Annotated in this window: 11 protein-coding genes; 1 reads left to right on the top strand and 10 read right to left on the bottom strand. The window is 71.1% G+C overall.

Annotated elements, in window-relative coordinates:
- Positions 1-9 precede the first annotated feature (9 nt).
- The 8 genes from KO353_RS05520 to KO353_RS05485 all read right to left on the bottom strand — a co-directional run bounded on the left by KO353_RS05520 (position 10) and on the right by KO353_RS05485 (position 7,711).
- Positions 10-471, bottom strand: coding sequence for a hypothetical protein (locus tag KO353_RS05520; protein ID WP_218286723.1), 462 nt, complete (start codon positions 469-471; stop codon positions 10-12).
- 24 nt (positions 472-495) lie between these two features.
- Complete coding sequence (locus tag KO353_RS05515) at positions 496-2,382, bottom strand: S8 family peptidase (RefSeq protein ID WP_218286722.1); 1,887 nt, start codon at positions 2,380-2,382, stop codon at positions 496-498.
- Between the two features lie 40 nt (positions 2,383-2,422).
- Complete coding sequence (locus KO353_RS05510; RefSeq protein WP_218286721.1) at positions 2,423-2,707, bottom strand: hypothetical protein; 285 nt, start codon at positions 2,705-2,707, stop codon at positions 2,423-2,425.
- Positions 2,708-3,029: 322 nt separating this feature from the next.
- Complete coding sequence (locus KO353_RS05505) at positions 3,030-4,292, bottom strand: TRAP transporter large permease (protein ID WP_218286720.1); 1,263 nt, start codon at positions 4,290-4,292, stop codon at positions 3,030-3,032.
- Between the two features lie 28 nt (positions 4,293-4,320).
- Complete coding sequence (locus KO353_RS05500; protein ID WP_218286719.1) at positions 4,321-4,854, bottom strand: TRAP transporter small permease; 534 nt, start codon at positions 4,852-4,854, stop codon at positions 4,321-4,323.
- A 21-nt stretch (positions 4,855-4,875) separates the two neighbouring features.
- Complete coding sequence (locus KO353_RS05495; protein ID WP_218286718.1) at positions 4,876-5,877, bottom strand: TRAP transporter substrate-binding protein; 1,002 nt, start codon at positions 5,875-5,877, stop codon at positions 4,876-4,878.
- A 56-nt stretch (positions 5,878-5,933) separates the two neighbouring features.
- Positions 5,934-6,683, bottom strand: a complete 750-nt coding sequence (locus KO353_RS05490) for an SDR family NAD(P)-dependent oxidoreductase (RefSeq protein ID WP_218286717.1) — start codon at positions 6,681-6,683, stop codon at positions 5,934-5,936.
- An 86-nt stretch (positions 6,684-6,769) separates the two neighbouring features.
- Entirely contained in the window at positions 6,770-7,711 is a 942-nt protein-coding gene (locus KO353_RS05485) for a LysR substrate-binding domain-containing protein (protein WP_218286716.1), read from the bottom strand.
- Between the two features lie 100 nt (positions 7,712-7,811).
- On the opposite strand from KO353_RS05485, the gene KO353_RS05480 reads away from it, so the two are divergent.
- Positions 7,812-9,800, top strand: a complete 1,989-nt coding sequence (locus KO353_RS05480; RefSeq protein ID WP_218286715.1) for a transketolase family protein — start codon at positions 7,812-7,814, stop codon at positions 9,798-9,800.
- A 109-nt stretch (positions 9,801-9,909) separates the two neighbouring features.
- Here KO353_RS05480 and KO353_RS05475 read toward each other — a convergent pair whose 3' ends face one another.
- Together KO353_RS05475 and KO353_RS05470 are read right to left on the bottom strand one after the other, a co-directional pair.
- Entirely contained in the window at positions 9,910-11,571 is a 1,662-nt protein-coding gene (locus KO353_RS05475; protein ID WP_218286714.1) for an acyl-CoA synthetase, read from the bottom strand.
- 2 nt (positions 11,572-11,573) lie between these two features.
- On the bottom strand, positions 11,574-12,386 hold the full coding sequence (locus KO353_RS05470; RefSeq protein ID WP_218286713.1) for an enoyl-CoA hydratase: 813 nt from the start codon (positions 12,384-12,386) through the stop codon (positions 11,574-11,576).
- Between the last annotated feature and the right edge of the window lie 24 nt (positions 12,387-12,410).

Here is a 12,410-nt window from a genome sequence, read left to right as displayed (position 1 = left end):
GAGCCGTCGTCACGACTCGTCGAACCAGCTCTCGTCGTACTCGAAATACCCCTCCGGCGGCTGGTCCGGCCTCGGCGCCTGTTGCTCCTCCCCGTCCTCGTCTTGGGTGATCGGGCCCGGTCGCGCGACGGTGCCGGGAAGCGTCGGCGACACGACCGGGCCGGTGACCGTGCCGGTCGGGCGGGCAACGACCGGCCCCGTCGTCGGGGTGACGACGACGGTCGGGGTGATCACCGTCACCGTCGGCGCGCAGCCTGCGATGCTCACCTGGCAGCCGCCCGGCGTGGACGGGCAGCCATCCACCGCCGAGGGGCAGGCGGCGAAGGTCGGGCACTGGGTGACCGCGGAGGCGACGCAGCCCTGGCCCGGAACGGTCGGGCAGGCCAAGGCCACGGAGGGTGCGCACGCGATCACCACCGAGGGCTGGCAGATCACGGCGGCCGAGGGCTGGCAGGTCGGCCTTACGGTCACGCAACGGGTGACGACCGACGGCTTTCAGGCCGCGACCCGGCTTTGGCAGCTGACGATCACGGATCGCGAGCAGACGACCGGGGATGAGGGCGTCAGCCCCGGGCTCGGCACGCAGTTGACCGCCGCGTGGCTGTCGAGCTTGCCCGCGCCCAAGGCAGTGTTCGGCACCGGCCAGGTCTGCGCATCCGACCGCGCCGTGCTCTCGAGGCACTGGCGTATCTGCTCCTGCCTGCGGTTGCGGTTCTTCCGGAACATCAGGGCGATGGTGCCCGTGATGTGCGGCGCGGCCATCGAGGTGCCGCCCATCCCGACATAGGGGTCGGCCGAGCCGAAATGGCCCCGTGCCGAGATGATGCTCTGGCCGGGGGCGGCGAGCGTCGGCGCCTGCCGCCCGTTACGCCTCGGGCCGCGGCTCGAGGTCGAGGCGAGGCTGCCCACACCGGCGCCGCGCGTGACGTAGTTCGCCGCCGTAATCACCTTTCGCGCCGTGCCGGGGGTCGAGATCGTCCGCGCGCTGGTGACGTGCGGGGCGAGGAAGCGGGGGATCGGCGGGCCGCGCTGGATCCAGGCATCGAAGCGGCCGCCGCCCGGGCAGGACACGCCGGTCAGCCTCAGCCGCCAGTTGCCCGCGGCGATGGTCGCCGCCGAGCCCGGCTGCATCGTGATGAAGATCCGCTTGTCGCCGTTGAACGGATCGTTGTTCCGGTGGTCGACGCGGACGGTGTTCCCGCCCGGAAAGGCGAGGTTGGCAACCGCGCCGACATTGACCGGCCCGCGCACAGTTCCCGCCGGATCGACGATCGAGATCCGGAACGTATCGCTGCCGCGATACCAGAGGTCGATCTGGTCCGGCGTGTTGTTGCCCGGCGGCTGGTTGAGGAGCACATCGACCGTCGCCCCGGTCGCGACCGTTCCTTCGGCGTGGATGTCGTCGGCCCCCGCATTGCCGGCCGACTTGACGAAGGCGCGGCCGGGCGCGCCGAGCAGGTTGTCGATGCCGCGCTCGAGCAGGCTCGTGCCGTCATGCGGCCCGAGATTGTCGCCGAGGCTCATGTTGACCACCGCCGGCTTGTTGAGCGTGCCGGCGCGGGTGAACACGTAGTTCACGGCATCGAGCGCGTTCGAGGAGGTGCCGAGGCCCTCCGAGCCGTTGTTGGCGACCGCGACGACGATCAGATCGGCCTCCGGGGCGACGCCGACGAAGCTGAAGGCAGGCTTATCCTGGCCCGCGGCGGAGCCGTCACCGGCGGCGATTCCCGCCACATGCGTGCCATGGAAGGGCGGCGGGTCCTGATGCCGCACCGTGTTGCAGGGGGTGGCGGAGGCGAGTGCGCCATCGATCTGCGCCTTGCTGTATTCGACGCCGTAGCCGAACGGAGCCGGGCTCGCTTCGCCCGGGCGCGGCGCAAGCCCCTGCGCCCAGAGGAACAGGATCCGGCTCGTTCCGTCCGGATGACGGAACGACGGGTGGGTGAAGTCGATTCCCGAATCGACGATGCCGACGATCACGCCCGCGCCGCGCCGCCCGGGCGGGCCGACATGGACGAGATTGGCGCGACACTCGACCACGCTGAGGTCGAGATCGGGCTGCAGGATCCGCGCCGCCTCCATCCGTTCCACTTCGGCGATCTCGAACGGGGGGGCGAGCCTCTCGACCGCGATCACCCCGCTGATCACGTCGCCGTTGACGGAGCGTATCCTGAGGCCCGCCTTCTCGAGCGGTTCCGTGTCGCCGGCGTACTGGACGAGCACCTGCACGGGCGGCTGCGGCGCCCTACCGCGCCGTGCGGCAGGCGCGGCCTCTCCTTCCGTGACCTCGAGGCCGAAGCGGAGCATCGCCGTCCGGTTGGCGAGGGACTGCGCCCCGCTTTCGCTCAGGAAGGCGAGTTGCGGGTCGAGCTTGCTGGTCATCGGCGTCCTCCTCGGTTGGCGCGGGCGGCGCGCGCGTGACCTAAACCGCCTGGCGGGGGGTGTCTTCGGGGTGGAGCGGGGTCGCCGCCTCGATCCTGACGATGGCGGGATGAGCGGAGATCTCCACGATGCGGCCGAGCCGCGCGCTGCCGGTCAGGACATCCCCGACCACCGAGCGGACGGAGAGGCCGAGGGCGCGGAGCTCGGCGAGCGTCCGTTCCGTCGGCGCAGCGGCGAGGCCGATCATCACTGTCAGCTCCCGATCCGCCTCGAGAGCCGGGTCCTCAAGCATCGCGGCAAGCACCGGATCGAGCTTGGTCGGCATCGCGCCCGTCGCCGCCCAGCGGAAGATTGAAACGCTGCCGCTCAGAGGGACGGTGCGGCGGCGCATGACGGGCAGCGACCATTGCGGATCTGACATGTAACGGTATCGAAGCCTCACTAGAGCGCCGGCCGCGCGAGGGCAAGCGGAGAGTGCAGCCCAGGGTTCGTTCGCAACCCGGCGCGAGCTCTCCTCGGCGCGGGCCTGCCTCGCCCGCTGTCGGATCGGGCGCACGAACCTTGCTCGACCCGTGCCGATCCGCCGGGAGGCTGGTCGGGAGCGTTCCGGCTTCAGACTTCCGCCGCGGGGCTGCGGCGTCGGCGCCTCAGAACCTGAGCGTGAGCGCGGGAACGAAGCTGAACAGGAGGAGCACCGTGAGCCCGACCACGTAGAACGGCAACAGTTCGAGCGAGGTGGCGAGGATCGGCACGCGCGCGATCGTCGTCGAGATGAACAGCGTCGTGCCGACGGGCGGCGTGTAGAGGCCGATCGCGAGATTGAGCACCATCATCACGCCGAGCTGCACGAGATCGAGCCCAATCGACTGCGCAAGCGGAACGAAAATCGGCCCGAGCAGGAGGATCGCCGCCGGCAGGTCGATGAACATGCCGGCCACGAGCATGATCCCGTTCATCGCAAGCACGATCAGCCACGGCTTGCTGAGCGTTCCGGTCGCCCAGGCAGCGAAGGCCTGCGGGGCTTGGACGAAGGTCATGATCCAGCCGACGGCGGCCGAGGCCATGATGACGAGCATCACCACGCCGGTGGCGCGGCCGGCATTGACGAGCGCGTTGAGGAAGCGCCGAAGCGTCATGTCGCGATAGACGAGGGTGGCGACGGCGAGCGCGTACAGCACCGCCATCACCGACACCTCGGTGGGGGTCGCGACGCCGAACCGCAGCGAGGCGAGGATCAGCACCGGCATGGCGATCGCCGGCAGGGCGGCGAGGAGGAGCGAGCCGAACCCCTCGCGCGCGGCGCTTCGATCGGAGACTGGAAAGCCGCGCAGGCGGGCGGAGAGGCTGCACACGGCGAGAAATCCGGCCGCGAGCATCAGCCCGGGCAGCACGCCCGCGAGAAACAGCGCCCCGACCGAGACATTGCTCACGAGCGCGTAGAGGATCATCGGGATCGAGGGCGGGATGAGGATCGCGATCGTCGCCGCGGCGGCATTGTTCGCGGCGGCGAAGCCCGCCGGATAGCCTTCGCGCGTCTGCCACGGGATCAGAACCGAGCCGAGCGCTGAGGCGTCGGACACGGCCGAACCCGAGACGCCGCCGAACACCACCGAGCCGACCACGGTGGTCGCGGCAAGCCCGCCGCGGACGTGCCCGACAGTGGCCGAGGCGAAGGCGATCAGCCCCTGGCCGAGCCGCCCCGACATCATCAGCTCCCCCGCAAGGATGAAGAACGGCAGGGCGAGCAGCGGGAAGGACTGCGTCTGCGCGAACATCTGCTGCACGACGAGTAGGAGCGGCAGCGCCCCATCCGCCCACAGCGCCGCACCGGAGGCGATCAGCAGCGTGTGCGCCACCGGAACGGAGAGGGCGAGCAGAAGGAAGAACACGAGCGTGAGCACGAGGCTCATCGCGACCCCCTCGAGCGCCGAGGCCCGCTCACGTCACCCTGTCCTCGGCCGCCGCCTCGGGCGCGGCGCCCGCTCCGCAAAGAGCCACGCGAAGCGCCATCGTCGCCGCCGAGAGCGCCGTCAGCCCCGCAAGCAGCGTCATCGCCCAGTAGCCGTAGCTGCCGGGAATCCTCAGGATCGTGCTCTGTTGCAGCGCCGCGATCTCTGCCACCTCGAGCGCAAGGAGGGCGAGCCAGAGATAGGCCGAGGCGACGAGGGCGTTGACGGCGACGATCAGGACCTGCCGGCCGCGCTCGGGCAGGGCGCGCGGCAGGATGTCGACGGCGATGTGGCCACCGGCTTGCGCGGCGAGCACGACGCCCGCGGCGATGAACCACGGGAAGACCTGTTCGGGGATCTCCTGCGCCCAGGCGAAGCCGCCGCGTCCGAGCACGTAGCGCGCCACCACATTGGCAGCGAGCACGCCGAGCAGGACGAGACCCGAGGCGACAACGATCGCCCGGCAGAGGAGGGCGACGGCGCGGTCGATCGCGGCCGCCCCGGCAAGCACAACGCGGCCCACGCGCGCCCCGGCGCGTTGGCCTCAGGCGGTCGCCGCCCGGCGAACCTCGCGCACGAACTCGCCGAACGGCTTGCGCTCCCAGGCGTCGAGCACGCCCGCGGTGGCGGCGCGGAAGGCCGGCTGGTTCGTCTCGTTCACCGCCACGTTCGGATTCGCCTTGAACTCGGCGAGCAGCTTCGTGTCGCTCTCGACCATGATCCGCCGGTTCATCGCCTCCGCCTCCTTCATGGCGTCGAGCAGAAGGCGCCAGTCGGCGTCGGTGAGCCGCGCGCGGGCGATGCGGCTGACGAGCACCGGGCTGCACTCCCATTTGTGCGCCGAGAGGGAGATGAAGCGGTTCACCTCGTAGAGCTTCGAGGAGTGGATGTTGGCGAGCGGGTTCTCCTGCCCGTCCACCACACCCTGCTGAAGCGCCACGTAGAGCTCGCTGAAGTTGATCTGCTGCGTGGCCGCGCCGAGCGCCTGAAAGGTGTCGATCGTCGCCGGGTCGGCCGGGGTGCGGATCTTGAGCCCGCGCAGGTCCTCGGGGTTGACGATCGGCCGGCGGCTGTTGGTGATGTGGCGTATCCCGTTGTCCCAGTAGCTGATCAGGAGCAGGCCCAAGGGCTCGAAGCGCCGGGCGAGGTTCTGGCCGACGGCGCCGTCGACGAGGCGATAGGCCTGGGCATTGGTCGCGAACAGGAAGGGCAGGCCGAGAGCGGCCATCTCCGGCACGAGAGACGAGGCAGGACCCTGGCTGTTGACGGAAATGTCGAGGGTGCCGGTGCGCAGGCCGGTCAGCATCGCGAGATCGTCTCCGAGCTGGGCCGCGCCCGCGACGCGCACCTCGATCCGCCCCTGCGAGCGCGTCTTGACGAGCTCTGCGAAATGGTCGGCCGCGACCCAGCGCGGGTTGCCGCGCGCGGCGTTATGGCCGAGGGTGAGGCGGATCTGGCCCTGGCCGCGGGCGATCCCTGGTGCCGCGAGAAGCCCGGCAGCGCCCACAAGCACGCCGCGCCGTGTCGCCTTTGCTGTCTCCTTCATCGGTTCGTTCCTTCCCTGTGGTTGTTGCTGTGCCGTGACGTCCCCTCGGGGCGGCCTCAGTGGATCAGCATCCCGCCGTTGACGTCGATCACCGCCCCGGTGACGTAGGACGAAAGGTCGCTGGCGAGGAAGAGGAAGATCCGAGCCACATCGATCGCCTCGCCGAGGCGGCCGAGCGGGATGCCCTTGCGGATCTCCTCCTTCATCTCGGGGGTGAGCCTGCCGCCGGTGATGTCGGTCTGGATCAGGCCAGGCGTGACGCAGTTGACGCGTATGCCATCGGGCCCGAGTTCGCGCGCCATCGCCTTCGCGAGCCCGAGCACGCCCGCCTTGGCGGCTGAGTAGTGCGGGCCGCCGAAGATTCCTCCCCCCCGCTGGGCGGAGACGGAGCTCATGCAGGCGATCGAGCCCTGCCGGCGCGACCGCATGTGCGGGATGAAGGCCTGGCTGAGGTGGAGAACGCCGGCGAGGTTGACATCGAGCACGCGCTGCCAATTCGCCGGCGTGATCTCCATGATCTTCAACGGCTCGGTGATGCCGGCGTTGTTGATCAGGATGTCGAGATGCCCGAAGGAGTCGAGCACCGCGGCGGCCGCAGCGCGGCAGCTTTCGGGGTTCGTCACGTCGCAGGAGATGCCCAGATGCCCGGGGCCAAGCGAGGCGGCCGCGGCAGCGGCGCCGTCTCCGTCGATGTCGAGGATCGCGACGCGCGCGCCATGCTCGGCGAAGAGCTCAGCGGTCGCGCGCCCGATGCCGCGCGCGGTCGCAGCACCGGAGATGACCGCCGTCCTGTTGGCGAGAAGCACCGTTTCCTCCCCTTGTCTCGACGCGACTATCCCGGGAGAGCGCCTCATCGACAAGTGAGCAAAACCTGCCGATCGATGAGCCCCGCTCACCCTTGCCGTCGCGGCGGGTCGAGCGCCGTGAGTTCGAGCGGCACCCCGAGCTCCCGCCCGAGCCAGTCGACGAACAGCCGAAGCGCCGGTGCGTAGCGTCGGGCGCGCGGGAAGACGAGCCAGTGCCCGACATAGGTCACGTCCTCCGCCCTGCCGGCGAGCGGCCGGACGAGCCTGCCGTCGGCGAGCTCGCGCTCGGCGAAGCGGAGGGATTCGAGCGCCACACCGAGGCCCTCCGCCGCCGCGGCGAGGGAGAGGAAGCTCCGGTCGAAGCGCGGGCCGTTGCTGCGCGGCGCGATCAGGCCGTTGGCGGTGAACCAGTCGGTCCAGCGCACCTTCTTCACCGCGCTCTCGATCAGCGTCTGGCCGAGGAGGTCTTGCGGGGAGCGGATCGCTGCGGCGAGGCTCGGCGCGCACAGCGGTGTCACCGTCTCGGTGCCGAGCGGCAGCACCACGAGCGCCTGGAACGCCTGGGTGCCGTAATATTCCGGCCGCGGCGCGCCATAGACGATGTCGGCATCGAACTCGTCGCCGCGGAAGCGGGTGTAGTCGGCCCCCGCATCGATTCTCACCTCGAGGCCGCGGCACTCGGCAAGCAGGCGCTTCAGCCTCGGCACGAGCCACTTCGCGGCGAAGCTCGGCGCGCAATGCAGCCGAAGCCGCTCCGGCCCGCGCGCGGCGACCGCGCTGATGCCGAGCCGAAGCTCGCCCAAGCCGCGCTCGACATGCGTGATCAACGTCTCGCCCTGAGGGGTGAGGCGTATGCTCCGCCCCTCGCGCGCGAACAGCGCCGCGCCGAGCTGGCTCTCGAGGCCGCGGATCGCGTGGCTGACCGCGCTCGGGGTGAGCCCGAGTTCGGCGGCGGCGAGGCGGAAGGAGCCGGTTCGCGCGGCTGACTCGAAGGCGCGCAGAGCGGAGAGGGGGAGGTGCGGCCGCATCGCGGCCAATGATGAACCGGCTTCACCGATCTCTGCAAACTTCTCTCTTGCCGGTGACTTCGGCACACGCGAGGGATGGACGGAAGCGGGGAGGAGAGACATGTCGAACGTCGACCAGCGCCGGATGGCGGACGCGATCCGCGTCCTGACCATCGATGCCTGCGAGCGTGTGGGCGAGGGACACTGGGGCACCCCGCTCGGGGCGGCGGAGATCGCCACTGCGCTCTTCACCCGGCATCTCCGGTTCTGCCCGTCCGACCCGACCTGGTTCGACCGCGACCGTTTCGTCCTCTCGAACGGCCACGGCTCGATGCTGCTCTACGCCCTGCTCTATCTGACGGGCTATGCCCGGGTGCCGATCGAGGCGATCAGGACCTTCCGGGAGATCGGCTCGGTCTGCCAGGGGCATCCCGAGCGCGAGCCCGAGGCGGGGATCGAGATCACCACCGGCATGCTCGGCCAGGGGATCGCCAACGCCACCGGCATGGCGGTTGCGGAGGCCTATCTGAACCACCTGCTCGGCCCCGAGCTCGTCGACCACCGCACCTACGCTCTCGTCGGCGACGGCTGTTTGCAGGAGGGGATCGCGCACGAGGCGATCTCGCTTGCCGGGCATCTCCGCCTCGGCAAGCTCACCTGGATCTGGGACGACAACCAGATCCAGGACGACGGCGCGGTCGGCCAGTCGATCAGCGAAGACCTCGAGGCGCGTTTCCGCGCCGCGGACTGGCACGTGCAGCGGGTCGACGGCCATGACATCGAGGCCGTCGCCGCCGCGATCGAGGCAGCGAAGCACGACCCCCGCCCCTCGCTGATCGCCTGCCGGACCACGATCGGCCGCGGCGTGCCGGGGCTCGAGGGGACGCGCTACGCCCATGCCGGGCGGCTCACCCGCGAGAACACCGATGCCGCGCGCGCGCGCCTCGGCTGGCCCCACCCTCCGTTCGAGATCCCCGAGGACGTCCTCTCCGCCTGGCGCATGGCCGGCGCGCGCGGCGAGGCCGCCCACGCCGCCTGGGCCGCGCGCGTCGCCGCCCTGCCGCCGGAGCGTCGCGCCCTCCTCGATCGTCTTCGCGAGGGTCGTCTTCCCGAGGGCTGGCGCGACACGCTGCGGACCTTCGCGCGCGAGGCGGCCGGGCGGCGCGAGTTCGGGATCGCCTTCTCGGGCGAGATCGTCGACCGGCTCGCCGGGGTGATCCCGGAACTCTTGAGCGGCGCCCCCGACCTCGAGGCGGCGACGAAGCACAAGCGCTCGCTTTCGGCCTTCACGGCTGAGGATCGCGGCGGCCGCTACATCCACTGGGGCGTGCGCGAGCATCTGATGGGGGCGATGCTGAACGGCATGGTCGCGCATGGCGGGGTGGTTCCCGTCGGCGTCACCTACCTCGTCTTCGCCGACTATGAGCGCCCGACCTTCCGGCTCGCCGCCATGATGGGCCTGCCGACCCTGTTCGTGTTCAGCCATGACTCGATCGGCATCGGCCGCAACGGCCCGACGCACCAGCCGGTCGAGATCCTCGCAAGCCTGCGCGCGATCCCGAACATGCTCGTCTTCCGCCCGGCCGACGGGGTCGAGGCGGCGGAGGCCTGGGAGCTCGCCCTTGCCAACCGCGACGGCCCGTCCTGCCTCGTCTTCCCGCGCCAGATGCTCGGGCCCGTGCGCAGCCGCGAGAGCGCGGGCGAGAACCTCACCGCGCGCGGCGCCTATGTGCTCGCCGAGGCCGAAGGGGGAGAGCGCCGGGCGACGATCCTCGCCACCGGCACCGAGGTCGCGATCGCCCTTGCCGCGCGCGCCGAGCTCGAACGCCAGGGTGTGCCGACGGCAGTGGTCTCGATGCCCTGCTGGGAGCTGTTCGAGCGCCAGGATGAGGCGTGGCGGAAGGCGGTGCTCGGCGAGGGGAGCGTGCGCGTCGCCGTCGAGGCGGCGGTGCGCTTCGGCTGGGACCGCTACATCGGCCCAGATGGCGGGTTCGTCGGCATGAGCGGCTTTGGCACCTCGGGGGCGGAGGAGGAGCTCTACCGCCATTTCGGCATCACGCCGGAGGCAGTGGTGCGCGAGGTCCTCGCGCGGCTCGATCCCGGAGGCTGAGCGACGCGTCCGCGACCGTTCGGGCGGAGCATCGGGCCGACCGCCGGACGCCGTGGAACCGCCCGCGCGCGCGGTGAGCGGGGCCGGGGCGGGGCGGCGCCCCGACCTGCTAAGCGCTTGCGCCGCCGGGCTCCTCGACCGCTTCGCCGCGGGCGAGGCGGCGTAAGACGTGCTTCTGGACCTTGCCCGTCGAGGTGCGCGGGATCGTGGTGAAAACCACCTCGCGCGGCGCCTTGAAATGCGCGATCCGGCCACGAACGAAGGCGATTAGCTCCTCTTCCGTCACCTGCGCGCCCGCCTTGAGCTCGACGAAGGCGAGCGGCGTCTCGCCCCAGCGCTCATCGGGCTTGGCGACGACGGCGGCAGCCGCCACCGCAGGGTGGGCGTAGAGCGCATCCTCGACCTCGATCGAGGAGATGTTCTCCCCGCCGGAGATGATGATGTCCTTCGCCCTGTCCTTGAGCTGGATGTAGCCGTCCGGGTGCAGAACGGCGAGATCGCCGGTGTGGAACCAGCCGCCGGCGAAGGCGGCCTCGGTCGCCGCTGGGTCCTTGAGGTAGCCCTTCATCACCACATTGCCGCGCATCAAGACCTCGCCGAGCGTCTCGCCGTCGGCCGGCACCGGCGCGAGCGTGGCCGGGTCGGCGACGGTAAGCTCCTCGAGAGCAAGATAGCGCACGCCCTGGCGCGCCATCTTCGCGGCGCGCTCGGCCGGCGCCAGCGCGTCCCAGGCGCGCTTCCAGGTGTTCACCACCGCCGGGCCGTACACCTCCGTCAGCCCGTAGACGTGGCAGACCTCGAACCCCGCCTCCGCCATCTGTGCGAGCACGCTCTCGGGGGGCGGTGCGGCGGCGGTGATGAAGAGCGGCCGATGCGCGAGCGCCGGGCGCTCGGCGGGCGGCACGGCGAGCAGGGTCGCCATCACGATCGGCGCGCCGCAGAGATGCGTCACGCCGTGCTCGGCGATCAGCCGCCACATCTCCGGGCCGCGCACGGAGCGGAGGATCACATGCGTCCCGGCAAGGGCGGTGACCGTCCAGGGGAAGCACCAGCCGTTGCAGTGGAACATCGGCAGGGTCCAGAGATACACCGGATGGGGCCCGATCCCGGCGGCGGTGATGTTGCCGAGCGCGAGCAGGTGCGCGCCGCGGTGGTGGTAGACCACGCCTTTGGGCCGGCCGGTCGTGCCGCTCGTGTAATTGAGGCTGATCGCGTCCCACTCGTCCTCGGGCATGCGCCAGGGGGAGGCCGGGTCTCCCTCCGCGAGAAGCGCGGTGTAGGCCACGCCGCCCGCCGTCTCGCCGCGCGCCGCGTCCGGGCAGAGCGGGTCGTCCACCTCGACGATCAGCGGCCGGGTCTCGCAGCGGCCGAGCGCGTCGCGCAACAGCGGCAGGAACTCGCGGTCGGCGATCACCGCCCGCGCCTCGCCATGGTCAAGGATGTAGCCGATCGTTCCGGCATCGAGGCGGGTGTTGATCGCGTTCAAGACCGCCCCTGCCATCGGCACGCCGAAATGGCACTCGAGCATCGCCGGCCCGTTGGGCAGAAGCGCGGCGACGCTGTCACCGCGCCCGATTCCGCGACCGGCAAGGGCCGAGGCGAGACGAACGCAACGGTCACGGAGCGCGCGCCAGTTCGTCGCCTCGTTCGCGTGCACGACGGCCGGATGGTCGGGGAACACCTGGGCCGCGCGCTCGAGGAAGGGAAGCGGCGTCAGCGGAACGAAATTGGCCGGGCGCCGCTTAAGGCCCTGGTCGTAGATGCCGCCCATGCTCAGCGATCCTGCCAGACGGGTGCGCGCTTCTCGAGGAAGGCGTCGATCCCTTCCGCAGCGTCGGCTGCCATCAGGTTCTCCACCATCACCGACGACGCATCCGAATAGGCCGACGCGAGGTCGAGGCCGAGCTGGCGGTGGAAGGCGGCCTTGCCGAGGCGGATGACGAACGCCGAGCGCGCGGCGATCCGTTGCGCGAGCGCGATGGCCTCCTCTCGCGCTGCGCCCTGCGCGACGACCCGGTTGACGAGTCCGATCCGGCGTGCCTCCGCGGCGTCGATCATCTCGCCGGTCAGAAGCATCTCCATCGCCGCCTTGCGCGGCACGGCGCGCGACAGCGCCACCGCCGGCGTGGCGCAGAAGAGGCCGATCGCGACGCCAGGCGTGCAGAAGCGCGCCCCCTCCTCGGCGACCGCGAGATCGGCGGTGGCGACGAGCTGGCAGCCCGCGGCGGTGGCCACCCCGTGGACCGCGGCGATCACGGGCTGCGGCAGCGCGACGATCGCCTGCATCACGGAAGCGCACTCGTCCATCACCGTGCGGAAGAAGGCCCTGCCCCCGTCGGCGTCGGCGCGATGGGCGCGGAGCTCGGCAAGGTCGTGCCCGGCGCAGAAGGCGGGCCCTGAGGCGGCGAGAACGACGGCACGCACCCCCCTCTCTTGGGCGATCTCGGCGAGCGTGCGTCGCAAGGCCTGCAGAAGCGCGAGCGAAAGACCGTTGCGACGCTCCGGCCGGTTGAGCACGAGCAGGGTGACGCCGCCGGGGCGGTCCTCGCGCAGGAGCTCAGGCGGCGCTTCGTTGGCGACGTTCATGGCGACCCTCCCCTCCGGCCGCAT

This window comes from Elioraea tepida (genome assembly GCF_019203965.1).
GTDB lineage: Bacteria > Pseudomonadota > Alphaproteobacteria > Acetobacterales > Acetobacteraceae > Elioraea_A > Elioraea_A tepida.
The sequence above is the reverse complement of the archived record's forward strand: the minus strand, read 5'-3'. Positions and strand labels throughout refer to the sequence as shown.

Bases quoted from the DNA above. Each gene is read 5' to 3' on its own strand.
- KO353_RS05515 (WP_218286722.1), bottom strand. From the start codon at position 2,382: ATGACCAGCAAGCTCGACCCGCAACTCGCCTTCCTGAGCGAAAGCGGG.
- KO353_RS05510 (WP_218286721.1), bottom strand. From the start codon at position 2,707: ATGCCGACCAAGCTCGATCCGGTGCTTGCCGCGATGCTTGAGGACCCG.
- KO353_RS05505 (WP_218286720.1), bottom strand. From the start codon at position 4,292: ATGAGCCTCGTGCTCACGCTCGTGTTCTTCCTTCTGCTCGCCCTCTCC.
- KO353_RS05495 (WP_218286718.1), bottom strand. From the start codon at position 5,877: ATGAAGGAGACAGCAAAGGCGACACGGCGCGGCGTGCTTGTGGGCGCT.
- KO353_RS05485 (WP_218286716.1), bottom strand. From the start codon at position 7,711: ATGCGGCCGCACCTCCCCCTCTCCGCTCTGCGCGCCTTCGAGTCAGCC.
- KO353_RS05480 (WP_218286715.1), top strand. From the start codon at position 7,812: ATGTCGAACGTCGACCAGCGCCGGATGGCGGACGCGATCCGCGTCCTG.
- KO353_RS05475 (WP_218286714.1), bottom strand. From the start codon at position 11,571: ATGGGCGGCATCTACGACCAGGGCCTTAAGCGGCGCCCGGCCAATTTC.
- KO353_RS05470 (WP_218286713.1), bottom strand. From the start codon at position 12,386: ATGAACGTCGCCAACGAAGCGCCGCCTGAGCTCCTGCGCGAGGACCGC.